General features: G+C 37.9%; 18 protein-coding genes, 1 tRNA gene and 2 pseudogenes. 5 read left to right on the top strand and 16 right to left on the bottom strand.

Annotated features, from left to right (window positions below):
• Window positions 1-221: GxxExxY protein (locus P4L16_01430; GenBank protein MDR3623783.1), on the top strand; the 221-nt coding region annotated here is incomplete at its 5' end.
• 227 nt (window positions 222-448) lie between these two features.
• Here P4L16_01430 and P4L16_01435 read toward each other — a convergent pair.
• From P4L16_01435 to trxA, 3 genes are read right to left on the bottom strand one after another with little or no spacing between them, the layout of a single operon-like run.
• Window positions 449-1468 (bottom strand): guanosine monophosphate reductase, encoded by a 1020-nt coding sequence (locus P4L16_01435; GenBank protein ID MDR3623784.1) that lies wholly within the window; start codon window positions 1466-1468, stop codon window positions 449-451.
• Window positions 1465-2310 carry a UDP-2,3-diacylglucosamine diphosphatase LpxI gene (gene lpxI / locus P4L16_01440; GenBank protein ID MDR3623785.1) on the bottom strand — a complete coding sequence of 282 codons (846 nt, stop codon included), beginning with the start codon at window positions 2308-2310 and terminating at the stop codon, window positions 1465-1467. The genes P4L16_01435 and lpxI overlap by 4 nt, the downstream gene beginning before the upstream one ends.
• A 2-nt stretch (window positions 2311-2312) precedes the next feature.
• The gene (gene trxA / locus P4L16_01445; GenBank protein ID MDR3623786.1) at window positions 2313-2630 is read right to left on the bottom strand and encodes a thioredoxin; all 318 of its coding nucleotides are present in this window, start codon (window positions 2628-2630) and stop codon (window positions 2313-2315) included.
• Between the two features lie 238 nt (window positions 2631-2868).
• On the opposite strand from trxA, the gene P4L16_01450 reads away from it, so the two are divergent.
• Window positions 2869-2952, top strand: a tRNA-Leu gene (locus P4L16_01450).
• Between the two features lie 16 nt (window positions 2953-2968).
• Here the strand turns inward: P4L16_01450 and P4L16_01455 are convergent.
• From P4L16_01455 to P4L16_01475, 5 genes are read right to left on the bottom strand one after another with little or no spacing between them, the layout of a single operon-like run.
• Window positions 2969-3601 (bottom strand): lysophospholipid acyltransferase family protein, encoded by a 633-nt coding sequence (locus P4L16_01455; protein ID MDR3623787.1) that lies wholly within the window; start codon window positions 3599-3601, stop codon window positions 2969-2971.
• Window positions 3602-3623: 22 nt separating this feature from the next.
• On the bottom strand, window positions 3624-4301 hold the full coding sequence (gene cmk / locus P4L16_01460; GenBank protein MDR3623788.1) for a (d)CMP kinase: 678 nt from the start codon (window positions 4299-4301) through the stop codon (window positions 3624-3626).
• Window position 4302: 1 nt separating this feature from the next.
• Entirely contained in the window at window positions 4303-5175 is an 873-nt protein-coding gene (locus P4L16_01465; protein MDR3623789.1) for a phosphatidate cytidylyltransferase, read from the bottom strand.
• Complete coding sequence (locus P4L16_01470; GenBank protein MDR3623790.1) at window positions 5172-5924, bottom strand: isoprenyl transferase; 753 nt, start codon at window positions 5922-5924, stop codon at window positions 5172-5174. Before P4L16_01470 ends, P4L16_01465 begins: the two co-directional genes overlap by 4 nt.
• Before the next feature lie 8 nt (window positions 5925-5932).
• Entirely contained in the window at window positions 5933-7222 is a 1290-nt protein-coding gene (locus P4L16_01475; protein ID MDR3623791.1) for an adenylosuccinate synthase, read from the bottom strand.
• A gap of 169 nt (window positions 7223-7391) precedes the next feature.
• On the opposite strand from P4L16_01475, the gene gltX reads away from it, so the two are divergent.
• Window positions 7392-8909 (top strand): glutamate--tRNA ligase, encoded by a 1518-nt coding sequence (gene gltX / locus P4L16_01480; GenBank protein MDR3623792.1) that lies wholly within the window; start codon window positions 7392-7394, stop codon window positions 8907-8909.
• Here the strand turns inward: gltX and rlmD are convergent.
• The 4 genes from rlmD to P4L16_01500 form a co-directional block, all read right to left on the bottom strand.
• Complete coding sequence (gene rlmD / locus P4L16_01485) at window positions 8893-10176, bottom strand: 23S rRNA (uracil(1939)-C(5))-methyltransferase RlmD (GenBank protein MDR3623793.1); 1284 nt, start codon at window positions 10174-10176, stop codon at window positions 8893-8895. The two genes, gltX and rlmD, sit on opposite strands and share 17 nt — an antisense overlap.
• Window positions 10173-11909 carry a single-stranded-DNA-specific exonuclease RecJ gene (gene recJ / locus P4L16_01490; GenBank protein MDR3623794.1) on the bottom strand — a complete coding sequence of 579 codons (1737 nt, stop codon included), beginning with the start codon at window positions 11907-11909 and terminating at the stop codon, window positions 10173-10175. Before recJ ends, rlmD begins: the two co-directional genes overlap by 4 nt.
• Window positions 11910-11965: 56 nt before the next feature.
• Entirely contained in the window at window positions 11966-16552 is a 4587-nt protein-coding gene (secD, locus tag P4L16_01495) for a protein translocase subunit SecD (protein MDR3623795.1), read from the bottom strand.
• Between the two features lie 130 nt (window positions 16553-16682).
• A complete protein-coding gene (locus P4L16_01500) occupies window positions 16683-18632 on the bottom strand; it encodes a S41 family peptidase (GenBank protein ID MDR3623796.1) in 1950 nt (649 codons plus the stop codon).
• Window positions 18633-18811: 179 nt separating this feature from the next.
• On the opposite strand from P4L16_01500, the pseudogene P4L16_01505 reads away from it, so the two are divergent.
• Window positions 18812-19261: pseudogene (locus P4L16_01505) on the top strand (helix-turn-helix domain-containing protein).
• A gap of 277 nt (window positions 19262-19538) precedes the next feature.
• Window positions 19539-19958: pseudogene (locus tag P4L16_01510) on the top strand (helix-turn-helix domain-containing protein).
• Between the two features lie 147 nt (window positions 19959-20105).
• Here P4L16_01510 and P4L16_01515 read toward each other — a convergent pair.
• The 4 genes from P4L16_01515 to polA form a co-directional block, all read right to left on the bottom strand.
• Window positions 20106-21248: a hypothetical protein gene (locus P4L16_01515; protein ID MDR3623797.1), complete on the bottom strand. Its 1143-nt coding sequence runs from the start codon at window positions 21246-21248 to the stop codon at window positions 20106-20108.
• Between the two features lie 21 nt (window positions 21249-21269).
• Entirely contained in the window at window positions 21270-22523 is a 1254-nt protein-coding gene (rho, locus tag P4L16_01520; protein MDR3623798.1) for a transcription termination factor Rho, read from the bottom strand.
• Window positions 22524-22919: 396 nt separating this feature from the next.
• Entirely contained in the window at window positions 22920-23513 is a 594-nt protein-coding gene (gene coaE, locus P4L16_01525; protein ID MDR3623799.1) for a dephospho-CoA kinase, read from the bottom strand.
• Window positions 23514-23515: 2 nt separating this feature from the next.
• Entirely contained in the window at window positions 23516-26173 is a 2658-nt protein-coding gene (polA, locus tag P4L16_01530) for a DNA polymerase I (protein ID MDR3623800.1), read from the bottom strand.
• Window positions 26174-26188 lie beyond the last annotated feature (15 nt).

Below are 26188 nucleotides of genomic sequence, written 5' to 3' on the forward strand. Positions count from 1 at the left end.
AAATTATTGGAGCAGCTATTGAAGTCCATAAGGTGCTTGGAGGGCCTGGTTTGCTTGAAAGTGTATATGAGTCTGCATTATGTCATGAATTGTCGTTGCAAGGATTGCAAATTCAAACACAAGTCCCTGTAAATGTAACATACAAAGGGTGTAAAATTAGAGAACCACTTTATTTGGATATCCTAAACGGTGTAGAACGCATCATAAATGATAAATTATAAGTCTCCGTGTCTCCGCGTCTCCGTGTTTTAACTATTCAAGTTATTGATTAGCTGATAGTTGAAAATCGAGCTGGCGTTTATTAGATACCCTCATCTTTCTTTGGTGCATTGCAAAAGATAGCTATCTTTCCCAAATAACAAAATCAAAAATTCTAAATGCCCATGAAGTATACAAAACCAATTCTTGAACTTGTTTGTGTATATTCTGACCTTGTCGAAATTGTTAATTAGGAAATTCTTGGAAAGCTCTCTGCCATATAGGAAGCAGAAACCTCTACGAATTCAGCTTTTCGCTGTAATTCTTTTAAACTACGAGCGCCACCATAAGTCATGCCACTTCTCAAGCCACCTAAAAGCTCGTTAATTAACTTTTCTGCGCTACCACTGACTATGGACCAAAAATCGATACCTTCTGCTACAGTCTTCTCTTTCAAGCCACCATAGTATTCCACCTGAAAATCTTCACTTGCTTGGCCCCTATATTTAGCCTCTTTTCCATTTGGGCCATTTCTCTTTTTTGCAGCGCTTTCATTAGTGAGTGCAAAAAGCTTTCCAAGCATTACAGAGCTAGCACCAGCAGCAAGCGCTAAAACAACATCTCTACTCGACCTTATTCCACCATCTGCAATGAGCGGTATACGCAATTTTTCCGCTATTTCTGCACACTCTTGAATAGCTGTGAATTGAGGCACACCAAACCCTGTAACTACACGTGTTTTACAGGCAGCTCCAGGGCCAATTCCTACTTTAACAGCATCTGCACCTGCATTAACAAGGTCATGATAGGCCATTGCCGTGCATACATTGCCCGCAATCACTTCTTTTCCAGGACAAAGTCTCTTAATTTCTTCTATAAAGCGAAGCATTTTTTCAGAATGGCCATGAGCTATATCTACACAAATACCAGCTGCCCCCATATCTAACAAAGTGCGTGTCTCATCAATATGAGATGTCTGAATACCACAAGAAACATATGTCTTTTCACCAAATTTCTTAACCCAATGTGCTTGCGTTTCAAAATCTGTAAATCTATGAAAAATAGGTACGCTACCATGTGCAATAAGAACATCTGCAAGCTCTTCACAAATAACTGTGTCCATATTGGATGCAATGATGGGTATTCCCAACTTTGTAGAGCGAGTAAGCCATGTCTCTAGGTTAGGCTCTGTTCTAGATGGAACATTGTTGTACTGCGGAACCAATGCAACATCATCGAATGTAAAGGCTTTTTGTAAAACACACTTCATACAATACTCACAATAATAATTCCATGTTTATTTGCAACTTCTATTGCTTCTGGATCTAAGATCACAGTAGTTCCTGCTTCTATTGCAAGAGCCGCAGCTTTTACCTTAATAAGCTTTTCTATCGTATTTATACCAACTACAGGTACATCAAAACGCATATCTTGATTAGGCTTTGCCATTTTAACAACAACGCATCCAGGACCTGCTAAAAGACCTGCTCTTTCAATGCATTGATCGGTTCCTTCCATAGCCTCCACAGCCACAACAGAGCCTTGCTTAACAACCACAGCTTGTCCGATATCTAAGCGCCCTATCTCTTTTGCAAGTTTTGAGCCAAAATGGATGTCTTGCCAAAGAGAAGAAGAAGGCTTTTTGTCTGTTAACACTCCCTCTTTAGCAAGATGGCTTTGTAGATATTTAACTGAATTCATCAAGGTAATCCCACGCGCAAAAAACAAATCTGCAATCCCTTTTAAAAGACTGTCTGCGCGTCTGTCTTTCAATTTCCACCAAAAACAAAATGCTGTCCAATCCAATTTAAAAAGAGAAACCGAAAATATATTCTTATGATGGACACGCCCCACCATTACAAGTTCCTTTACACCATGCTTTAAGCATGTTTGTATTGCCTTACCAAGCTCTGTAACGTAAAGAGAAACTGAATAATCCGCCAAAGAAATCAAACGATCTTCCGCGCTACCATGAATTGCAAGCAACAAAACCCTCCTACCAGCTGCCCGAATGCCTTCTAAAACCAAAAAAGGCATCTTTCCCTCACCTGCAAGAAGTGCAATTGGAGGAAGCTCTTGATGATAAAAAGACTTCCTCTTCTTCCAAAACACTACTATAGTGCCCTTTTAATCATAGCTAAAAGAGCTTGCTCGTCCTTCAGTCCAACTACGCGATCCACTTCCTTACCCTCTTTGAATAAGATAAGTGTTGGAATAGACGTAATTTGTAAAGATGCAGCCGTCTTTTCAGCTTGATCCGTATCTAATTTTACAACTTTCGCCTGCCCCTTCATAGCAACGGCAACCTTGTCAATTACAGGCGCAAGCATCCTGCAAGGACCGCACCAATCTGCATAAAAATCTACTAATACAACACCTGCTGCAATAGATGCTGCAAAGTTATCATCCGTTACTTTTTCAATATCAGCCATATCATCTCCTCAAGATAAATAAAAACTTCCTCCAGTATAGAAAATTTTCAGCTTTATTATCTATACACAAATATACTGAGGAATTCTTCGCTGCTGAAATTTTTTATGTGATTAAATCTTTTTTTGTATTCCCTCATGCTTTTACAAGAGACTTCTTTAAATAAAAAATAAATTCAAGCTTTTTACGTGTTCAAAAATGAATGATGGCTTATACTCTGCTGGCCTATAAGTTGATTATGCGGCCATGGCGGAATTGGTAGACGCGCTAGATTCAGGTTCTAGTCGGGGCAACTCGGTGGATGTTCGAGTCATCTTGGCCGCAATTTTCAACGCAAGTTTTAAGGAGGCGCACCTTTTGCACCGTCTAGATACCACTTTTCAAGTGCATGCAAGGCTACTTCAACTCTTGCAACAACTGCTTGCTGCGCATTTTTTTTATCCAACTGAGCAAATTCTTCATACAAAATAGGTGTTCCAAAAACAACAGCTGCTTTTCCCCATAGCCTTGGGAATTTGCTATTGCGGCTCCAAGCTTCATACATACCGTAAACATACGTAGGAATAACTGCACATTTCGCTTTAGCAACAATAAGTCCAATACCGGGCTTAATTGCTGCTATTTTTCCATCTGATGATCTTCTACCTTCTGGAAAAATAATTACTTTATTACCATTTCCAAGTAATTCACAAACTGTTTTAATAGCACCTAAATCAGCATTTCCTCTTGCAACAGAATGTGAATTTAAACTCTTAATTAATGCACCAAAAAGAGGTATGCGAAAAAGATAATCACTTGCCAAAAAATGTACCTCCTGAGGCCAAGCAGCAGAAACTATAGGAGGATCAAAAAAAGAAGTATGGTTAGGCGCAATAATTGCACCTCTCTTATAAGGATTTTGTATGCCGTATACACGATAGCGAAAAAATAAAGAAAAATAAGCACGCGAACAAGCTATGACAAAGCGATACATTAAGCTCAATTCAGTACTCCTTCTAAGTATGCAACTTATCTAAATAAATCTGAAAAATTTTCTGAACAACTTCCTCTACAGTACTATCAGAAGTATCGATCACAACAGCATCACTTGCTGCTTTTAAAGGAGAATGCTCTCTAGTTGAATCATGCAAATCTCTTCTTTGCAAATCTTCTAACACTTGCTGTTTCGTCATATTTTCTGCTTCAGATGGATGTTTAAATACAAATTCTCGAAAACGTCTATCCGCCCTTATATCCAATCGTGCCGTTAAAAATACTTTCAAATCAGCTTCAGGAAATACAACAGAGCCAATGTCACGTCCTTCAAAAACTGCGTTGACATCTTTTGCAAAACGTCTTTGTAATTCAACAAGAGCATGCCTTACCACCAAAAGTGCTGCAACTTCAGAGACATGCTTGGTTATATATTGTGAACGTATTTCTAATGTTACTTCCTCGTTACCTACAAAATATTTTTTTTCATTAGAATGTGTTTCAATACGAAAAGAAAAGTTTTGTAAAACTTCTTCTATACGTGCCTTATCGTCGAAGGGAATATCTTGTTTTAAAAGCGTATAAGTTACTGCCCGATACATAGCTCCTGTATCAAAAAACACAAAACCTGTTTTACCTGCAAGAAGCTTTGCAACAGTACTTTTACCCGTACCTGAAGGGCCATCAATTGTAATAATCATCTTATATTGCTACTTGTAAAAATAAACACACAATGGGTGTTGTAAAAAGTAAAGAATCAACTGTATCCAAAGCACCCCCAAGACCTGGAAAATGCGGGTTACTATCTTTAATTTTTCCATCCCGTTTTAACAACGATTCAGCAAGATCACCTATCTCAGCAAAGAATCCTAGAATCAATCCCAAATAGATCGACTGCAAAAGCGTAAGACCAAGTGCAGAGCTTTCTTTAAAGCCTGTGGCATAAGCAAAACCTACACTTGTTATGCCCGCAAATAAAATACCTCCAAAGGCCCCTGCAACCGTTTTATTAGGGCTTATTTTTGGAATGAGTGATTTTTTACCACAAAACCTGCCAATAAAAAGCCCTCCAACATCCGTCATCTTACTTACTGCAAGTAAATAAATAAGCCAAAGACGACCATCTTTACCACTCACTTGCGGAAAATGATACATAATAACGATGATTCCAGAAAATGTTACCGTGATATAGACGATACCGAAAAATGTTGTCGCAACGGATGCTAATGCATTTTCTACTTCATTAAAACGCATTAAAAATGAAAGCGTCAAAATGATACCCAATACAAAAAGAGGAAGAAAACTAAAAAAGCTACTTTCTATACCAAAATAAATAGCATAGGCATAACAAACAGTCCCTACTATACCCACTTTTGTGCAAGGCACGATTCCCTTCATCTTAACGATTTGGCAATACTCCCAAAATGCAACCGATGCAACAAAAGCTACGGCTCCAACAAATACAGGCTTAAAATAGGTATGCTCTGCAAATCCAATAAAGAAAAAAAGAAAAAGCACGCAAATAGTTGTCATTATAAGGCGCGGCTTTAAATCTTTCATTGCATGCCTCATCATACACCATTCCTCTTTTCACGCCTTTGATATTCTGTTATTGCATTTTCAAGATCTTGTTTAGAAAAATCTGGCCATAAAACAGAAGTTACATACACTTCTGCATAAGAAAGTTGCCAAAGCAAGAAGTTACTCAAACGCATCTCTCCACTTGTACGAATGAGCAGATCAGGATCTTGCATCTTATTTGTATCCAAATAATGTGTGATAAGATCTTCTGTAATTTCATGCTTTTTCAATTTTTTTTGTTCAACATCCTCTATAATGTGATGCACAGCTCTTGTAATTTCATCCCGACTACCATAGTTAAGAGCCAAAACAAGCTCTATTTTTTGCCCATAAGCAGTCATTGCTTTTGTTTCTTGTATTACTTGTTGCAAATACTCAGGAAATCGAGAGATATCACCAATAAAATTAAGTCTTACTCCCTCTGCAACCATATCTTCTCTCTCCTGAAGAAGATACGACTCTAAAACTTTAAAGAGAGCTTTTATCTCCATTTGTGGACGCAACCAATTCTCTGTAGAAAATGCATACACTGTCAGTATCTTAACATCAAAATCACTTGCAGCCCTTACTGTTCTCTTAAGAGCAGCAGCTCCTGCCCAATGCCCCGCAATTGAGGGTAAAAAACGTTTTTTTGCCCATCTTCTGTTTCCATCCATAATGATAGCAATATGATTACAAGATTTTGTAATCATATGATTCTCTCGAACTGGAGAAGAAATAATTGAAGGAGAATAAACTGTCAAAACAATCCTTAGTTAAAAATATCTTTTACAATTAATGTACTATCTCTTTCTGGTCCTACAGAAACAATGCACATTTGCGCACCACAAAGCTGTTCTATTGTTTCTATAAAACGACGTGCATTGAGGGGTAGATTGCTTACACATCTTATATCTCTTGTGGATTGCATCCAACCATCCATTATCTGGTATTGGGGCGTTATTTTTTCAAAACTCTCTTTTAGCACAGGAAAATCTTTAAGTATAGCCCCCTTATGCTCATAAGCAGTACAAATCTTAATCTTTTCAACATGATCTAAAACATCTAACTTCATTAAAGCAATAGAATCAATACCATTTAAGCGAATTGCTTGTTTTACAAGAGGTACATCAAACCAACCAATTCTTCTTATTCTTCCAGTTGTTGTACCAATTTCACGTGAAAGAATGGGATCAATACAGGTCTCTTCCTCTTTCATTTCTGTAGGAAATGGCCCAAGACCTACTCGAGTTGTATAGGCTTTCACAACACCTATTGTGTGATCGATAGATGTTGGACCAATACCTGCACCTGCACAAATTCCAGATGCTATTGTTTGGCTAGAAGTCACATAAGGATATGAGCCAAATGTTATATCCAGGAATGTGCCTTGAGCACCTTCAAAAATCACTTTTTTCCCTGCCTGCAAGGCCTCATAAATCAAATCTTCTACAGGTTCAACATAAGGCTTTAAACGTTCTCCATAAGCCCTATAAACATTAAATATTTCTTTAAAATCAAATGCTGGTTTTTTAAAAACACATTCCAACTCTTCATTTTTAATTTTCAGAACTTTTTCTAAAGCAATCTCTAACTGATCTGGAGAAATCAATTCAGCAACTCTTATACCGATACGATTAATTTTATCTGCATAACAAGGACCTATTCCTTTTTTTGTCGTACCAATGGCGCTATCCTTTTTTCTCTCCTCTATGAGCAGATCCCATAACTTGTGATAAGGAAAGATGATATGGGCTGCAGATGATATTCCAAGCCTTCCTTCAAAAGATATACCTCTTTGCTTTAATGTATCCATTTCATTAAACAAAACTTCTGGGTCTATAACGGTACCACCACCAATGCAACATTTTGTATGATCGTAGAGAATACCAGAGGGTATCAAATGTAATTTAAATTCTTCTTTACCAATAAGAATCGTATGTCCCGCGTTATTGCCACCTTGCGCTCTTATAACAAAGTCTGCTTGATGCGAAAGCAAATCGATTACTTTTCCCTTTCCCTCATCACCCCACTGAGTTCCAACAACAATAATACCTGGCATCTAAATCCCCTAAAATAGCAACATGCCAAGCAAGGATACACAATCCGCCCTAACCGACTCAAGTTTTTTCTTCATGGAGCAATTTTGCGTCAGGGCTCCTCTTTTTAGATTTCTCTTGAAATCTATCGCGTAAAGCGCGAAAATTTCCCTTTTTTAAAGAGGAAAAGTGATGAGTAATGTACGCGTTCGTATTGCGCCCTCCCCAACTGGCGATCCACACGTTGGAACTGCTTATATGGCGCTTTTTAATGTAATTTTTGCAAAGCGCTTTCAAGGAAAATTTATCTTACGCATCGAAGATACGGATCAAACAAGAAGTAGACCGGAGTATGAGGTAAACATTTATGATGCCCTCAAGTGGTGTGGAATTTCTTGGGATGAGGGTCCAGATGTAGGAGGACCTTATGCTCCTTACAGGCAATCTGAGCGTTATTCTATTTATAGAGAGTATTGTCAAAAGCTCTTAGATCAAGGAAAAGCTTATAAGTGTTTTGCAACGCCTGAAGAGCTTGCAGAAATGAGAGAGATTGCAGCTAAAACAGGCGCTCGCCAAGGTTACGATAGACGCTACCGCACGCTCACTCCTGAAGAGGTACAAGAGCATATTGCTGCAGGCAAGCCTTATGTTGTGCGATTAAAGGTACCACTCAGTGGTGAGTGTATCATCGAAGATGGCATCAAAGGACGTTGTGTCTATCCATGGGCCGATGTAGATGATCAAGTGCTTCTTAAATCGGATGGATTTCCAACCTATCACCTTGCAAATGTAGTGGACGACCATCTCATGAAAATCTCTCATGTAATTAGAGGAGATGAATGGCTCAGCTCTACACCCAAGCATCTTTATCTTTATGAAGCATTTGGCTGGACACCGCCCGTATTTATGCATATGCCCCTTCTTCTTGGCAAGGATGGCAAAAAACTCTCTAAGAGAAGAAACCCTACATCCATTTTCTATTACAGAGATAGTGGCTACTTGTCGGAAGCTTTTATGAATTTCTTGACTTTGATGGGCTATAGCATGACAGACGACAAGGAAGTTTATTCTATAGAAGAGATTGTAGCAGCATTTGATCCTAAGCGCATAGGTGTCTCTGGTGCTATTTTTGACATACAAAAACTCGACTGGATAAACCAACAATATCTTATTAAAAATATACCTCAGGACAATCTCTGGAACAGGATAAAAGAGTGGCAATTTAACGATGTTTTCATGGGAAAACTCATGCCCCTTGTTCATACGCGTATTAAAACATTTTCGCAGTTTATGGAGTTGTGTGATTTTTTCTTTATCGATCATATTCCTCTGCACTTAGACTTGCTTTGTCCCAAAGGAATAACGGCTCACCAGTCAGCACTCCTTTTACAAAGTGTCATTTGGCATATGGATGAGAATGAAGATTGGGGAAGGTCTGGTATAGAAAATGCATCCAGGGTCATTGCAGAAGTATTTGGTGTCAACCATAAAAAGATTGTCATGCCAGTTCTTTTTGCAAGCATTATGGGAAAAGTTTTTGGACCTCCATTTTTTGACTCCGTTGCTCTTCTTGGTAAAGATCGTACAAGAGTACGCTTCCTCAGAGCTATCGAGTTTTTAGGAGGCATTTCTAACAAGGTACACTCACATCTAAAACATGCTTGGGACAAAAAAGACTGCAAAGAACTAATGGTTAATACATCAGGATAAGTAGGGTTTCCACATGGCCTGTTTGAGGGAACATGTCGAAAGCTTGCCCTTGAACAACATGGTAACCATATTGCTGCAGCAGGGAAACATCTCTTGCAAGTGTGCTAGGCATGCAAGAGATGTAGATAAGCTCTTTGGGACGCGCTTTTCCAAGTGCTTGGATTACTTTTTTATCAATACCTGTTCTGGGTGGGTTAATGATCACAGTATCTGCTTTGAAGCTCGACAGGGTCTTTTCTAGCACATTTTCAACGGATGCTTGTAGAAATTTGACATTTTGAATCTCATTACTTTTTTTATTACTATTTGCAAGTTTTACAGCTTCTCTATTTTTTTCAATCCCTATTACATTAAGACCCATCTTTGCAAGTAAAAGCGTTGTAATTCCAATCCCACAATAGAGGTCTAGAACGTTTTTTGCGTGGCTTGCAAGAATATGCTTATATAATTTTTTGTAGAGAAGAGAGCTTTGTTCTTCATGAACCTGTATAAATGCTTTTGGATGGCTTAAAATGTTTAATCCCTCGAAGGAAAATGCTACGTGAGTTGCTCCTAGTGAAAAGCATGTATTTGCACTCTGTATCTGTATTCCTTTGCATACTCCCTCTTGAAGGGCTATTTTAGCAAGCAACCTTATGTTTTTTGGGATTTCTTTTTCAAAGCAAAAAGATAAAATAAAGCTTTTATCTGCTTTAAATACTGTGACAGAGCCTTTTTGCGGTGTTACATTATCAAGATTATGGGTAAATGTTTGAAGTTTTTGAATAATCTGATTTTGTTCATTAACAAAAATAGGACAGCAGCCAATTTCTATAAGAGATTTATTATCATGAGCAATATAACCCATTTTAAAGCCATTGTTTGTGCTATGAAGCGCAAGTTTAATGTAGCGTCTATATTCCCATGTTTTTGTAGTTTCTTGAAAAGTGATAGAAGAAGAAGGCATATCCAGTTTACAGAGTGCATTTTGAACAGATGAGAGTTTATAATGATTTTGAGCTGCTTGAGAGAGGTGTTGAATTTGACAGCCGGGGCATACTCTAAAATGAGGACAGCGCGCTTCGATACGCTCTTTACTTGGCGTGAGTACTTTTATAAGAAGAGCTGTTGCAAAATTTTTAGAGACCTTTTGAATGCGGACTTCGACTTCTTCTCCTATACATGTATAGGGAACGAAAATGACAAAATGGTTATATCGGAAAATACCTGCTCCTCCAAATGCAAGAGAGGTAATTGTTCCTTGAATCACTTGATCCAAAGCGATCATAAAACTTTAAAATCGCGAACATGAAGCTGTATGCTCAGCTTATTTTGAAAACGATTGATGGTAGGTGTAAAGAGAACTCTGAGCACTAAGTTACGCTTTTTAAGTTCTGCAATACGCTTACCCATACCAAAACCAATGCCCTCTAGCATGCGATCATTTTGCTCTAAATAAAGCTTTAAGTGAGATCTTCCAACGATCCTTGGAGGCCATGCTTGCTTTGCATCACAATAAAACAAAGGAGGCTGATTTTCATTGCCATAAGGCTCTAAAAGAGCTAGTGACTCCATGAAATCAAAAGAAAGTTCACTAAAATCAGCTTTTGCATCAATTTGGACTTTAGAGACCATATCACATTCTTGTAACTTGTGATTAGCAGAAGAGAGAAAATTGGCTTTAAATGCTTCAATATGCGGCTCTTTTATGGTAAGACCCGCTGCATAGTCATGACCACCAAAGTTTAAGAGAAGATCTGCGTTTTCTCTAAAGGCTGGAAGCAAGGGAAATTCACGAATAGTTCTTGCAGATCCCTTACCGATACCGCCATCGATTGCAATCATCACTGTAGGGCGGTTATATTGTTTACAAATACGCGTCGTTACAATGGGAATGACTCCTGAGTGCCACTGATTGGAAGAGATAACAATAGCTTTTTCTTTTAAAATTTCAGGATGTGCTTCTATATATTTTTCAACATCTTCAGAAACAACTTGTTCGATTTTTTGTCTTTCAATATTAAAAAGGTCTAGCTCTTTTGCAAGTGTTTCTGCAGCTTGTGCGTCTCTTATAAGAAGAAGTTCGACACCTTTTCTAGGTTCTGCAACGCGGCCCAAACTATTGAGTCTTGGAGCTACTTTAGAGGCAATATCTATCGTAGTAATTTCTGATGCTTCTAGGTCACAAACTGAGAATAGTTTGGTAAGACCAATGCGCCTTGTTTTTCGCAACTGTCTTAAACCATAGCGCACCAAAATTCGATTTTCTCCACGCAGAGAGCCCATGTCAGCAATGGTGCCAAGAGCTACTAAGTCAAGATAGCGTTTGAGAACTATTTTTTTAAAAAGAGGATGATTAGTTGCCGCAAAATGGTTGGTAATGGCATGAGCAAATTTGAAGGCAACGCCAACACCTGTGATATCACGGTTTGGATAGGAATTAGTAACAAGCTTTGGGTTCAAAGTCGCAATGCAATGAGGAATTTTTGCTGTTGGTTCATGATGATCTGTTACAATAACATCAACATTATGTTTGACAACCTCTTCAATTTCCTTTGCAGCAGTAACGCCGCAATCTACAGTAATGAGCAATGTGCAGCGATTTTGTAGAGCATAATTAAGAGCATCTAGAAGCATGCTCTGCTTTAATGAATTGCGGTTTGGAACATAAAAGAACACATGTGCTCCAATTGAGCGCAAAAATTCTGTAAGTAGTGCAGTTCCCGTCATGCCATCGACATCGTTATCACCATAAATTAAAACACCCTCTCCGGTACGGATGGCTTCACAGATACGTAAGACTGCCTTGTCCATGTCAGCAAATAATTGAGGATCATTTAGATCAGGAAGTTTTGCGTAGAGATAATCGTGTATTTCTTTTGTAGATGTAAATCCTCTTGCTACAAAAAACTGGGCAATAATAGGGTGAATATTAAAGTCAGCAACAATCTTATTAAGCCATATAGGATCATCTGGAGGATATATCCATTCTGTTAAGGACAGGCCATCTTGAAAAGTCATCTTAAAACTCTCCGCATTTAATAACCCGTCCTAGCAGGGTGTTTGAAGGCGTACATTTATTGTACGCCCAGTTTTACGATAGTGCCTCTTGTTACAGGTTCATCTTTTTCCTCTATTCCTTTGTTATGAAAATAGAGGAGAAGTGGTGCTGCTACAAATAGAGATGATAGCGTACCAACAATTACTCCTATAGTCATTACAAGAGAAAAGTCAAGAATAGAGCTGCCCCCAAGAGTGACAAGAGTTGCAAGCACTAAAACAGTTGTTCCAGAGGTCATCAAAGTGCGGCTAAGTGTTGCATTCAGCGCATGATTGACAATTGTTTCAAAAGAAACTTTTTTCATCAGGCGAATGTCTTCTCGGATACGGTCAAAGATGATAATTGTATCATTGAGAGAGTATCCAATGATTGTCATGAGGGCTGCAATTACTTGTAAGTCGATCTGTACGGGAACATTAAGAAGATGTAAAATGCCCAGTATAGAAAGTGTAATTACGATATCGTAGGCAAGGCCAAGGATTGCGCTAATGGCGTATTTAAATTCAAAGCGTATCGTTATGTAGATCAGAATACATAAGAGTGCTATGAACAGGGCAAGAAGTGCATTGTTGAGCATTGTATCTGAGAGTTGCCCACTCATTTCACTCCAATTTTGATCTAAGGTTACCAAATCTTGTTCATTCAAGGAGATGTTAGATTGGAGCATGGCCTGAACTACCCAAGCTATGCGAGGATTTTGTTCATAGTTATAAACAAGATCGGAGGAATTATTTTCTATAGGAAGGCCATAGAATGGATGCCCAGCTTCTTCCATGATTCTTCCAAACTGGATGCGTAAACTACCAGGTGTGTTAAGCTCTCTAATCTGGAAGTCACCTCTTGAACTTCCTGCTTTTATTAGGGCATTGCTAACTTCTTGCTTATAGTTAGTATTTGCTTTTTCAGGCACCTCTAATGAAAGCGCAAACCCTCCTGTAAAGTCCATACCGAGCATTACATTTCTTTGAGCTACTAAGAAGTAGCCACCAACAACTACAATGATGAGAGATACAATGAGAGTTGTTTTCTTATGCTTAATAAAGTCAAAGCTTGTTTTACCAATTAAATTAAGCATGTTAAGTACTTTGTGTTTGGGATTTTGTACCCAGCCAGCAAAGAAATAACGCGTCATGAATAGGGATGTAAACATAGAAGCTATAATACCTATAATCAAGGTGAGCGCAAAGCCTTTAATCGGGCCTGAATCAAACTGTAATAGGATAATAGCAGCAATCAATGTCGTAATGTTAGAGTCGATAATAGCACTAAACGCTTTTCTATAGCCTGCTTGAACAGCAGAAGGAAGCCGTTTTGTGAGGGCAAACTCTTCTTTTATTCGTTCGTATACAAGAACATTAGCATCGACAGCCATACCTATCGTTAAGATGATACCCGCAATTCCAGGAAGCGTTAAAGCTGCATCTAGATTTTGAAGTACCCCCCACATGATTAAGAGCAAGAAGAGAACTGCAACAGATGCAACAAGGCCTGCAAATCGATAGTATACGAGCATGGCGAGGATGACTAGAAGTGTTGCAACAACAAATGCAGTAATGCCCATAGAGCGTTCTTCTAGGCCAAGGTCAGGACTTACATTTTGTTCAGACAAAATTTTAGGTGTAAAGCTGAGCGATCCAGCTTTTAAATCCGCTGCCAATTGGTTTACTTCTCTTTGTGAGAAATGACCGCTGAGCATTGCATGGTCTCTCAGTGGACTATTAAGAGTAGGTGCATTGACGATAGAGCCGTTCAAGATAACAGCCATACGCCAGCCAGCTCCATTAGAATAGCTCTCTTTTGGTGTACCTACAATTTTTTCCTGAGAAAATTGTGATGTCCAAGCAAAAAAGTCATCTCTGGCATTTGACTTTTGTCCCTTACTGTTAGTGCTTGAAGAGGCAACGCCAAAAGATAAGATATTACCCTTTGTAGGATCATAACCTGCTTGAATATTTTGCAAACGTGAGCCTTCAAGCGCATAGTTATGGAATACGACGATAAGAGGGTGAGATTGTCCTTGCCACTCTACGAAGTCTTCACCTCTAAACATAGCAATAGAGGAGAGTGTATCACTAAAAGAACTACTTGGAGCATCTTCTCTAGTTCCGGCAAGTCTTAAGCCGCTATCATAAAGGACCTTTGCAGATTCACTTTGAGGAATTACCTCAGCATTTGGATCGTTAGTTCCGCCTAAATGTCGCCATGCGATTTGGTTGATTTCATCAATACCTTTTCGGTTTGTTACAACCGACTCATTCCAAACTTCTTGCAAAAATTGGTTGACGTTAGAAGCAAGAGCTTGATTATTTTTTCCAAACTTTTCATTTACAACATGAAAGGACATGGAAGAGGCTTTAATGAGCTCAGCTGCCGATAAACCTTGAGATCCAGGAAAGTCAAGAATAATATTTGTTCCCTCAACACGGATGCCAACTTCAGAAACACCCATTTTATTGACGCGTTTATAAAGTTCATTGACACCCTCTTTTAGTGCTGCTGGATCTGTGACAGATTTTCCATTTTGATCTTTTAGGCCGATGCGTACAGTTTTACCACCGGATAAGTCCAGACCCCATTTTAGAATTTTGCGGTCATCACCACGAAAATATTTTGCAAAACTTAGCTTAACATTATCCCAGTAGACACTTTTTGTAACGGGAGGCACGTCGTAACGTGCTCTTAAATTCAAATCAACTTGAGCTGCGTGATAAGCATCTTTCCATTTTAAAAGATCTTCATGCATACTATCTTCAATACGGTTTAAAGCAAGTATACGTTGTTCCACATCCGTAAATTCAAGCACAGCAAAGTGTTTTGTACCATGTACTGAGAATGCTTCACGTGTTGATTTAATTAAAAAGCTATAGTAATCATCAAGTTCAAAAATATAGTCGTTTTTAAATTCCGGACCAAAGTTGTAGGCAACTGCAGGATAGCCAAAGAACCCTTGTTGTTGTAAAAGTTCTTGTAACTTTGTATAGTCATCAATAAAAAGTTTAGCAGAAGCAGACTCTTGATTCTTACTAAATTGCTCAGCAAGTGGTTGCAACCCCTTTGCAATAACATAAATAGAGCTCGGCTTGAAGCCGGGCAATGTTTCTTCTTCAGAAGATAACGGAGAATAAATTACAAGCCCCAGTTTTTTATCTTCCGGTTTACGGTTTTGATAGTCTTTAAAGCTCATGATAGGAAAGTTTTCTGAAGTAAGATCTGTGCTTTCTCTTTGCCAATTAGTATTGAGTTGCTTTAAGACAAGAGTGCTTTCAGCATCAGCAACAGCTGCTAAATTAAGAGCAAGTAAGCTTGTGCTGTTAGTAAGATCTCTTAAAGAGATTACGTAGTTATTCATATCCGGAGAGATATTTTCACCAGCTATTTTAGATATTTTTGCGATCTCGTTGACAACAAGCGTATTTGCAAGATCTGTAAAGTAGGCGTTTGTCTCAGTTGATGCTTCTTGTTCTCGGATAGCTTGCAATTCTGGCTGTAGGGTAAGGCTAACCTGATCATTTGCCCAGTTAATGCTCATTTCTGCAATAAAAGGATTTAAACCATCAAAAGAAAGAGTTTCTCTTTTTGAAGATGGAGGCATCTTGTTGTAAAGGTCTTGCAGCTTATTCAAAATGGATGCAGAAGTAAGAGGCTCTTGCCCTGACTTAAAGAGGGAACTACTGCGTTGAATAATTGCTTTTGCAAGCTCGATACTTTTTTGATCATTTTCTAGAGATTTCAACTTAGAGCTTTTTGAAGAGTCTGCAAACCCACGGCTGGTTTGCAACTCTTTTTGCTCTGTTGACAACGTACTTATCTCTGCCGAAAGTTGTGTTGCCAGAGCTTCTAGACGAGTTTGTAGAGTGTCAATAAGTTCGAGTTTATTCGAAGCATTTGTTTGCGTGAAGCTTGCATAGTATCGCTTAGTAATTTCGCTATCACTTCCAAAGGTCTTTTCAAATAAAACAATCTTTTTGGAAAGATCTATTAATTTTGAATTAACGGCCTCAGTGGATGGAAGAGCGAGTGCCTGCTCTAAATTTTGCGCCGACTCACTTTTACCTGCAATTGCAAGGGCAATAGGGGCTATTCTATCAAAAACAAGTTTTTGATAGAAGGGGGTAATCGTGCCTTTTTCGTCTACTTTTTGTACAAAACTAAAAAAAGAAGGCATCGTTTCCTTCTCAAAATGAATACCTATACGTCTTTGTAATGTAACTTCATTAGGATTTTGCGATATATGGCTTATGTCAAGTTGTGCAGGCACAAAAGGAATAAGAAGGCCTGCTCTTGGCAAGATGCGCTTAAAAAGGCCTGCTTGTTGAGCATTTTCGAAAGTTACTTGAATATATTTTGGATTATCAGGGTTTAACGAGATATTTTTTGCGGTAATCCCTAAATTTTTACTAAAGGCCAAAACCCAAGATTTTGCATCATCTTCCAAGCTATTGACCCTAGATGCAATTTGACTCTGCACAATCTGTGCTTGAGCCTCATTAATAGGTTCTTTCAACGGCTTAGAATAATAAAAAATAGTAGGAAGAATATTGTAAAGTGTTAGTAAGATTACGGCAACGATCACAATGAGCTGCCAGCGTTTTTGCTTCTCCATTCTCGCTTAGTATCCTTTAAAAGTGTTCGATTCGAAGTAAGATATCAAGAGAATAGCATTCTGTCAATGAGTTACATTCATTAAAATAATATACACAAACAAGTTCAAGAATTGTTTGTGTATATACATATTATGCAACTGATGCTTCTAAAACGATAAGGTCTTTTGTGACATTAAAGGCCTCTTCACATTGAAAATCTGGCAACTCATCCTCATCAAAAAGATCTAAGCTCACATGAGACTTTTCTAACTTCTCCATCAAGTTTTTATAGTGTTTATTGCTATCCACGCGTTGCTTAGAATTGGATACAAGTCGTGGAATATGTTGGTTATAACTTGTCATGCGCTGCTGCATTTTTGTGCGATAAATCCATGAAAGCTGCTGAAAAATAAGACCTGAAACATCGGAAAAATCATCTTCAAAATGAGGTGCTATCGAATCATTTTCTAGTGGGTAGGTCGTATATTTTTCCCCTACTTCTTCATAGGCAAAAAGACTTGGAACAACCACATCAGCACTTGCTCCAACAAGCTGAGGACTCTTTCCAGAAACTGTATAATATTTGCCCCTCGTTACTTTATACTCTCCTTCAGAATTTACTTTAGCACGCCCTATTGTATCTAATGTAAATGTTTGAAATGTACCTTTACCAAAGGTGTGCTCATCACCTACAATGATGGCCCTCCCATAATCTTGCAAAGTCTGTACGACAATTTCTGCAGCAGATGCGCTTAATTTGTTGGTTAAAACAACTAAAGGACCATTCCATACAATATCCCCTTCCAAATCGCGCAAATGCTGAATTTTACCATCGCTATGTTTTACAGAAACGATAACCCCTTTATTGATAAATAAGCCAGTCACAGCAACAGCTTGAGGTAGCAACCCTCCTGGATTACTACGTAAATCTAAAAGAATACCCTTCAAATTATTTTGAGCTTTAAACTCTTCAATGATGCGTGCAACGTCTGCAGAAGAAGAGTCATGTTGATCTTGATAGAATGAATAAAGCTTTATATACCCAATACCACCATCTCCAAAGGGCATAAAAGAAGATTCAATACGTGTATCTTTTAATATAACTTCTCCTCGCTTGACCGCTATATCTAATTTTTCATCCCTCTTTTTTCCATCTTCTTCTGACTCTCGAAGTACTGTTAAGACTACCGACGTGGCATTTGGCCCACGCAGTAGCTCCACAACCTCGACAATATCTAGGCCCACAACGGGTTCATTGTCGACAGCAACAATCTTGTCCTTAGCCTTCAAAAGTTTACCTTGAAAAGCAGGTCCTCCCTCAAGAACTTTTACGACAGTAAAACCATTTAAATCATCTCGAATTTGCACTCCAAGCCCCAAAAGCTTCTGTTGAACCTGAATCAAAAACTGCTCCGCCTCTGATGGTGTAAAGTAGGATGTATGAGAATCGAGTGCTGCAGTTGTCGCCTTTAAGATAAGTGCATAAGTGAAGTTTTCACGATCTTTTTCATTCGTAGTTAAAAACTCATCCTCCCTCTTAGCTCTTCTCTTAAGGATGCGCTGCAAGGTTACTTCTTTAGACTCTTCACTAAGTTTTGCTGCTGTCTCTAACTGCAAAGCCTTTACTTTCGTCAAGCGATCTTTTAACTCTTCTTCACTCTTCACCCAAGACATATCTTTAAATTCTGAAATTAAAACACCTTTGGGTAGCTCTATATTTTTAATATCTTCTTCTAAACGATTTCTTCTCTCAATAGCGCGTACCATTTGTTGAAAAATCTCTTTAAAAGTATCATATTCACCTTGGTTATATTCTTCTAATACTTGATCTACAACCTTACTTGAAGGGGATGTCCACTTTTCTATTTCTGGTTCAGTCAAATAAGTTTTTGTTGAATCCATCTCATTTATAAACTCTTGCAAGGCCCTTTGTACAAGTTTTGATTCAAGCTTCTTATACTCTGCATGAGCGCTCATAATTTCATTTAGCTTTTTCTTTACATCTTTGCTAGAAAGCTCTGGAAGAAGCTCTGCTCCATTAACTCCTATTGAAATCACTAACAAAAAAAGAAAAAAGTATTTAAAAATACGAGGTATCATAGCTCTCCTGCTATACATAAGTGTAAATGTAAGTTTATAACTACAAGGAATAGGTAATCAATCACAAAAAAACCACGGTTAAAAAAAACAGTTGACCAAAATTATTTTTTTATGCATAAACTCTTGTAAAAATAAAATTTTTCAACTTCATATTTAACTTTATCAAAGGAGGCTGTCCTATGACAAATGCTCAATTTCAAGAAGAAGACCTTGTATCTATCATTACATCTGATGATTTACAAGACAAAAAAATTATATCTATCACAGAAGCGGCTAAAATAAATAATGTCACAAGACAGGCCATTTATGTTGCTATCAAGCAAAACAAGCTAAAAGCAACAAAAAAAACACGTTGGGAAATTGATATACATGACCTCAATGAATATCGCAAAAACAAATATTCTAGAACAAAGTCTGTATACGATGGCGAACTACTTTTTGATAATCGAAAAGGCTATTTTTCGATTAATCAAGTTGCAAGTATTCTCAACGTACCCCCACAAAAGATTTATTATGCTACACGCTCTGGCATGCTAAAAGCAAGCCGTAAAGGGGCTGCCTGGGTTATTCACTCGGACGATCTTAGTTCCTATCGTGACAACTACCTAGACAGACGTTTGTCCAAGAAAAAAGCTATCTAACATTAATTATATCTTGTACTTCTATCAAGGCCTCTAATTATTTTGAGGCCCTTTTCTTTTTAATTCTTTTTAAAAACTAAATTAAGCTATTTTTTATAAAAAAATCACCTATTCTTAATAAAAAACATATAAAATATAAAAATCTATTGACTTGTAAATCTGCATAAAGATAAAATGGATTATCCTAAATATATAAATTAATTTAGTTTTAACAAAATATATATAAATACAATCGGAGGATTATCTCATGGCTAATCAAGAAACAATTAATTGGGAAATAGAAAGTACTGACCTTTCTGATAACTCATCTGGGAAAAAAGTAGTTTCTATTACAGAAGCTGCAAAAATTAACAACGTTACTCGCCAAGCAATTTATGTTGCAATTAAGCAAAACAAACTTAAAGCAACAAAAAAGACACGTTGGGAAATTGATGTAAAAGATCTCGAAAATTATCGCGATAATAAATATTCAAGAACAAAATCTGTCTACAATGGCGAACTTTTATTCGATAATATTAAAGGATTTCATTCCATTAACCAAGTAGCAAAACTCTTAAATGTGCCTGCACAAAAGATCTATTACGCAACTCGCGTAGGTCTTATGAAAGCAACTCGCAAGGGAGCTGCTTGGGTAATCCATAATGATGATCTAAAAGAATATCAAGACACTTATCTTGATAAAAGAACAACGCGTCATAAAGTAAGCTAGTCTAAACAACGAATAAAGCTTCTACTAATAAGGGTCGAATTTAAAAATTCGGCCCTTTTTTTAATAGACTTTTTGCATAATTATACACATCGTTAATGAAGAATTGTTTGTGCATATAGAAGTCTAATATACATCACGAAGATAACGCTTTTCCCTCTTAAGATTTTTGATATAGGCTTTTGTTTCTAAGTCACTTAAAAGTCCACATTCCTGTACAATTGCGTGAAGAGCCACATCCACATCTTTTGCCATATGATGTAAATCACCGCAGACATAAAAGTGAGCACCCTCTTCAAGCCATTGCCAAAGCTCCATTTTTTGTTCTAACATCTTGTGCTGCACGTAAGTCTTATGCGCAGCATCTCTAGAAAATGCAAGGTCTAGGCGCAACATGCCCTTAGCATGCAAGTCTTGCCAAAATTCCTCATAAAAATAATCATGTTTTCTTGTACACTCCCCAAAAAACAACCAATTTTTTCCAAGGGTTTGATCAAATATACGCTGCTGCATAAAAGCTCTAAAAGGTGCAATTCCTGTTCCTGGCCCTACCATAATAATAGAAGCATGCTTATTTTCCGGAAGAGTAAACCCATTTGATGGATGAATATACAAAGGTACTTGTAAATTGTGTTCTTTTACAAGCCTACAAAGAAAGTGTGTGCCCACTCCATATCTTTTCTTCCCGTTGGACTCAAAATCACTCATTGCAACAGTTAAATGCACTTCATTAGGAGCTGCAGCAAGAGAGGATGCTATAGAATAAAATCTTGGTAATAAGGGAGGAAGTAAATCTGCAATCTCTTGCACTGAAAACAAGACTTCAGGATGATCTAAAAGACAATCCCAAACTTCATGAGTAGCCGCATATGCCAAAAATTTATCATGATTTTTAGGCTCTATAAGTTCTTGTAAATGTATTTTTTTTACAAGATTTCTTTCTTTTGCTTCAATTGCCTCTAAAAGACTTTTATGCAATTTGGTAATATTTGCTCTAGACCTTAAATGCTCATGAAATGAGCGCTCTTCTAAAGAGCGCTTATCACGTATAATTTCATCGCCAGATGCATGAAGAGCATCTAATGTTCTTTGAACAAGTTCTAGGTCATGTGATGGCAATATAGCAATGCTATCCCCCACATTAAAAACAATGCCAGACCCATTTACATCTAGTACCACATGGTACGTCTCTTTTGTTGAGCCCGGCTTATTAAGGCGATAAATATCCTTTAGAGGTGCCAAAAATGGCTTACTACGATCATAGTACATAAAAGATCCATCTCTTAAAAACTAATCTTTCATAGAGAGCAAGAACTCAATATTATTATTTGTCTTCTTAAGACGTCCAAGCAGTAAATTCATAGCATCTACCGGAGACAAATCCGCTAGGGCTTGGCGAAGAATATAAATTTTTTCCAATTCACTTGGGTGATAAAGAAGTTCCTCTTTACGAGTTCCACTCTTAATCAAATCAATTGCTGGAAAAATTCTTCTATCTGCAAGGCGTCTATCAAGAACCACTTCCATATTGCCAGTACCTTTGAATTCCTCAAAGATAACCTCGTCCATACGAGAGCCTGTATCAATAAGAGCTGTTGCAATAATAGTTAACGAACCACCCTTCTCAATATTTCTTGCAGCACCAAAAAAGCGTTTTGGTTTGTGCAAAGCATTTGCGTCCACACCACCGCTCAAAATCTTTCCTGAATGAGGCTGTATCGTATTGTAAGCCCTTGCAAGCCTCGTAATGTTATCAAGAAGAATAACAACATCATGACCACACTCAACCAAACGCCTTGCTTTTTCACTTACCATCTCAGCTACCTGTACGTGGCGCTCTGGAGGCTCATCGAACGTGGATGCAACAACTTCTCCCTTTACATGATGGCTCATATCCGTCACCTCTTCTGGACGCTCGTCGATCAAGAGTACAATTAAAATTGTCTCTGGATTGTTCGTTGTAATCGCATTGGCAATATTTTGTAAAAGCATCGTCTTTCCAGAGCGAGGAGGAGCTACAATCAATGCTCTTTGCCCTTTTCCAATGGGAGATGCAAGATCTAATACACGCGTTGACAAAAGATCTTTTGTTGTTTCCATAACCAGACGCTCATCTGGATAGAGAGGTGTTAAATTTTCAAAAAGCACTCTTTCTTTAGAGCGTTCAGGAAGCCTTCCATTAATTTTGTCTACCTTTAGAAGCGCAAAATATTTTTCTTTTTCTTTGGGAGAACGTATCGTTCCACAAATTGTATCTCCTTTTTTCAAATCAAATCTTCGTATTTGAGCAGGAGATACATAAATATCTTCTACAGAAGGCAAATAATTATACATAGGAGAGCGCAAGAACCCAAAGCCATCTGGTAATATCTCTAATACACCCTCACCATATAGAACTTCATTGGGATACGTTAGTGCACGCACTTTAACAATTTCAAAAACAACTTGAGACTTTGTTAAAGAACTCAAATTTCTAATTCCAAGTTGACGCGCATGCTGATTAAGCTCTTCAATACTTGTACGCTGAAGATCAGAAATTTTTATATACACCTCTGGCTCTTGACTTACAACACCCTCATCTTCTCTTACCTCATCACTCTTGTGCTCTTCTGCATGATGTGAGCGTTCACGATGCGCATTTTGTTCTCGATGTGTATTCTGCTCTTCTCGCACTTCGTCACCTTTACGCCTCTCTGTGCGACGTGGACGCTCTCGATACGTATCTCGATGTGCATTCTGCTCTCTATGTGTATCTTGGTGCGTATTCTGTTCTTGAGATGTGTGTTCTTGGTTATTCATTCGATTCCTTGAATTTCTTGGCAACGCGGGTAAGAAAGATTCCCTTAAATATTAAGAGAAAAAGCCCTCTAATTTTCACTAGAAGATCTGTTTGAGAAAATTGCAACTCCCTCATCTTCTCTGACTTAAAACTAACTTAAGTCATTGCGTTAATTGGTTAAAAAGTTCTTTTACCTTAACTTTGAGCTCCTCAAAGTTTCCTTGATTCATGATTACATAATCAGCTTTTGCTTGCTTATCACTTACTTGTAACTGACGCGCTGATCGCCTTTCATATTCATCATTCATGCATTGTGTTCTACTAAAAAAACGCTCTTTGGATACACTTTCTTTAGCAACAACGACTATCACAGCATCATAGTATCTCTCACTTCCTGTTTCAAAAAGCAAGGGAACTTCTGCCAAAAAAAGCTTAACTTGCTTGTTTTTTTTGGCATCCAAATAGTGCTTATCTATCTCTTTTTGCACGGCACTATGGATAATTTCTTCTAAACCCTTCAAGAGATCTGCATGTTGAAATACTTTTCTAGCAATTTGACTTCGATCAATTTGCTGATCTACAACAATATCACGTCCCAAAAAATCGATTACTTTTTTTCCAATATCTGTGCTAGGAGAAAGCAACTTGTGGACAATCTCGTCGGAACTTACAACATAAGCTCCCATGTCCTTAAAAAGGCTGCATACCGTCGTTTTACCGCATGCAAGTCCACCCGTAACGGCGACTTTCCTCAAGGTTAACACTCCTTCCAATTTTTGCCAACCGCAATATCTACCTTTAAAGGAACTTTTAACTTTATAACATTTTGCATGGAAGATCTAACTATATGCTCCATATCCATGAGCTCAAAGTCTGGAACTTCAAAGAGAAGTTCATCATGAATTTGTAAAATCATATAACTTAACTTATGCCCTTTTCTAATGCGCGCATCCACAAGTAGCATCGCCTGCTTGATTAAGTCAGCTGCAAACCCTTGAATCGGTGTATTAATGGCAAGCCTTTCTGCCTGAACACGTAAGAGTTGATTTTTGCTATGAATATCGGGAATGTCACGCTCTCTGCCTGTTATAGTTACAGCTCGCCCGCTCAAACGAGCCTTCTTTTTACACTCTTCTAAAAACTCATGAACACGCTTATAACGAGCAAAATAGGCCTCTATAAATCCAGCCGCTTCATGTACAGAAATACCTAATTCCTTTGCAAGGCCATAAGCTTGCTGACCATAGATAATTCCAAAATTGACAGTTTTAGCGCGGCTTCTCTCTTCTTTTGTAACATCTACAACTTTCTTATCAAAAATAAGAGCTGCTGTAAAGGAATGAATATCTTCATCATTTTGAAAGGCATGAAGCAAATTAGGATCTTCGCTCAAATGGGCAAGTAGACGAAGCTCAATTTGCGAATAGTCAGCAGATAAATAGCTCCACCCATCTAACTCTGGTTTAAATGCTCTTCTTATTTCTCTTCCAAGAGGCGTTCTCACGGGAATATTTTGCAGATTTGGATTTTGACAAGAAAGCCTTCCCGTTGCTGCAACCGACTGATTAAAGGAGCAATGCACTCTCCTTGTTTTTGGGTTAATCAGAAGAGGAAGCGCATCTACATAAGTGGATCTAAGCTTTTCAATGCTTCGAAACTCTAAAATTTTCCTTGCTATAGGCTCTTTCCTTGCAAGCTCTTCTAAAACGTCTACATTCGTTGAGACTTGACCTGTAGCTGTTTTTTTTCCAAGATGAAGCCCCAATTTATCTTGTAAAACGCTCCCAAGCTGTTTTGGGGAGTTCAAATTAAATTCAACTCCTGCAATTTCATAAATCTCTTTTTCTAATGACGTAATTTTTTGGACTAAATCTTTAGACATCTCTTGCAAGACACCTACATCCACAAAGATTCCATGTCTTTCCATATTCGCAAGGATTTGGAGCAAAGGAAGTTCCAAATCATAAAGCAGATGTAATAATTTTCGCTCTTTCAGCTCCTCTTCCAGACGCATTTTCAACTGACAAGTAAGATCCACATCCAAACAGCAATAAGAACAAACATTTTGTATAGGCACTAAGTCCATGGTAAGCTGTTCTTTACCCTCATGTAAAAGTGTTTTGATCGGGTTCTTAGTATGCCCTAAATAGTGAAGAGCCAAATGCTCAAGGGAGTGTTGCCTGCTTTGTGAATAAAGCAAATAGGATGCAAGCATAGTGTCAAAGCTTATTTTTTTAGGCTCTACACCGTAACTACAAAGCACCTGAAAATCATATTTAACATTATGCCCATAAAAACCTGTTTTATGCTTAAATATCGTCTTAAATGCTGCTAACGCTCTTTCTTTTCCAAGACTTCCATTAAGTGGCACATACCAAGCTTTTTTTGGCTCAATACAAAATCCAACCCCTACAAGATCTGCTCTAATAGGATCAAGATCTGTAGTCTCTACATCAAATGCAACTTCTGAAGCACTTGCCAATTTTTCAACTAACGCATTAAGAGATTTTTCATCATCAACAAGCTCATAAGAGACATCATTTTGATAAGCATCTTTTGGAGCATCTACTTGTAACTCTTTTCTAAGAGCCTTAAAATTAAGGGCCTCATAAAAGGCTGCAAGACCTAATGTATCTACAGATTTTATGCGATAATCCTCTTCTGGAAGGTCTAGAGATGTATCAATAAGTGCAAGTCTTCTACTTAAAAGAGCCGTTTCCGCTTCTTGCATTAAAATCTCTTGCTTTTTCTTCCCAGAAACTTGTGTAGGATTTGCAAGCAAGGCATCTAGTGAACCAAACTCTTTAAGCAAACTTGCAGCAGTCTTTGGGCCAAATCCAGAAAGCCCTGGAATATTGTCTGATGCATCTCCTGTAATTGCCAAATAATCTACAATCTGGCTTGGCAATACACCATACAACTCCTCTACTTTAGAGCTATCTACAATCATATTATCTTTGTGTGTTTGCAATACAAAAATATGCTCGTTGACCAATTGACATAAGTCTTTATCGCCAGTACATAAAAAAGATAAAAAACCCTGTTTTTCTAAATATTTTGCAACGCTTCCCATTGCATCATCTGCTTCCACACCAGAAAGCTTTAATTTAGGTATGCCATAAATAGCACAGAATTCTTCTGCCCACGTAATTTGCTCTAAAAGATCCTCTGGAGCATGCATTCTTTTAGATTTGTAATCAGCATAGATTTCCAAGCGCTTCTTTTTATTGTCTGGACCATCAAAGACCGCTACCATATATTCTGGGGAGAAATCTTTAATCACCTTTAAAACAGATCTGATAAAACCAAAAACTGCTTGAGTAGACTTGCCAGACGCATTTGTCATAGGCGGCAGGGCATAGTAGGAGCGAAAAATATACCCAGACACATCTAAGATGTAGATTTTTTTTGTCATTACTGTTTCTTTTCT

This window comes from Chlamydiales bacterium, assembly GCA_031292375.1.
GTDB lineage: Bacteria > Chlamydiota > Chlamydiia > Chlamydiales > VFKH01 > JARLHF01.

Excerpts from the sequence above, each read along its gene's own strand:
- polA (MDR3623800.1), bottom strand. The coding sequence starts at position 26,173 with ATGACAAAAAAAATCTACATCTTAGATGTGTCTGGGTATATTTTTCGC.
- gltX (MDR3623792.1), top strand. The coding sequence starts at position 7,392 with ATGAGTAATGTACGCGTTCGTATTGCGCCCTCCCCAACTGGCGATCCA.
- P4L16_01515 (MDR3623797.1), bottom strand. The coding sequence starts at position 21,248 with ATGTACTATGATCGTAGTAAGCCATTTTTGGCACCTCTAAAGGATATT.
- P4L16_01500 (MDR3623796.1), bottom strand. The coding sequence starts at position 18,632 with ATGATACCTCGTATTTTTAAATACTTTTTTCTTTTTTTGTTAGTGATT.
- P4L16_01465 (MDR3623789.1), bottom strand. The coding sequence starts at position 5,175 with ATGATGAGGCATGCAATGAAAGATTTAAAGCCGCGCCTTATAATGACA.
- P4L16_01455 (MDR3623787.1), bottom strand. The coding sequence starts at position 3,601 with ATGTATCGCTTTGTCATAGCTTGTTCGCGTGCTTATTTTTCTTTATTT.
- recJ (MDR3623794.1), bottom strand. The coding sequence starts at position 11,909 with ATGACTTTTCAAGATGGCCTGTCCTTAACAGAATGGATATATCCTCCA.
- cmk (MDR3623788.1), bottom strand. The coding sequence starts at position 4,301 with ATGATTATTACAATTGATGGCCCTTCAGGTACGGGTAAAAGTACTGTT.
- rlmD (MDR3623793.1), bottom strand. The coding sequence starts at position 10,176 with ATGATCGCTTTGGATCAAGTGATTCAAGGAACAATTACCTCTCTTGCA.
- P4L16_01435 (MDR3623784.1), bottom strand. The coding sequence starts at position 1,468 with ATGAAGTGTGTTTTACAAAAAGCCTTTACATTCGATGATGTTGCATTG.
- trxA (MDR3623786.1), bottom strand. The coding sequence starts at position 2,630 with ATGGCTGATATTGAAAAAGTAACGGATGATAACTTTGCAGCATCTATT.
- P4L16_01475 (MDR3623791.1), bottom strand. The coding sequence starts at position 7,222 with ATGCCAGGTATTATTGTTGTTGGAACTCAGTGGGGTGATGAGGGAAAG.
- secD (MDR3623795.1), bottom strand. The coding sequence starts at position 16,552 with ATGGAGAAGCAAAAACGCTGGCAGCTCATTGTGATCGTTGCCGTAATC.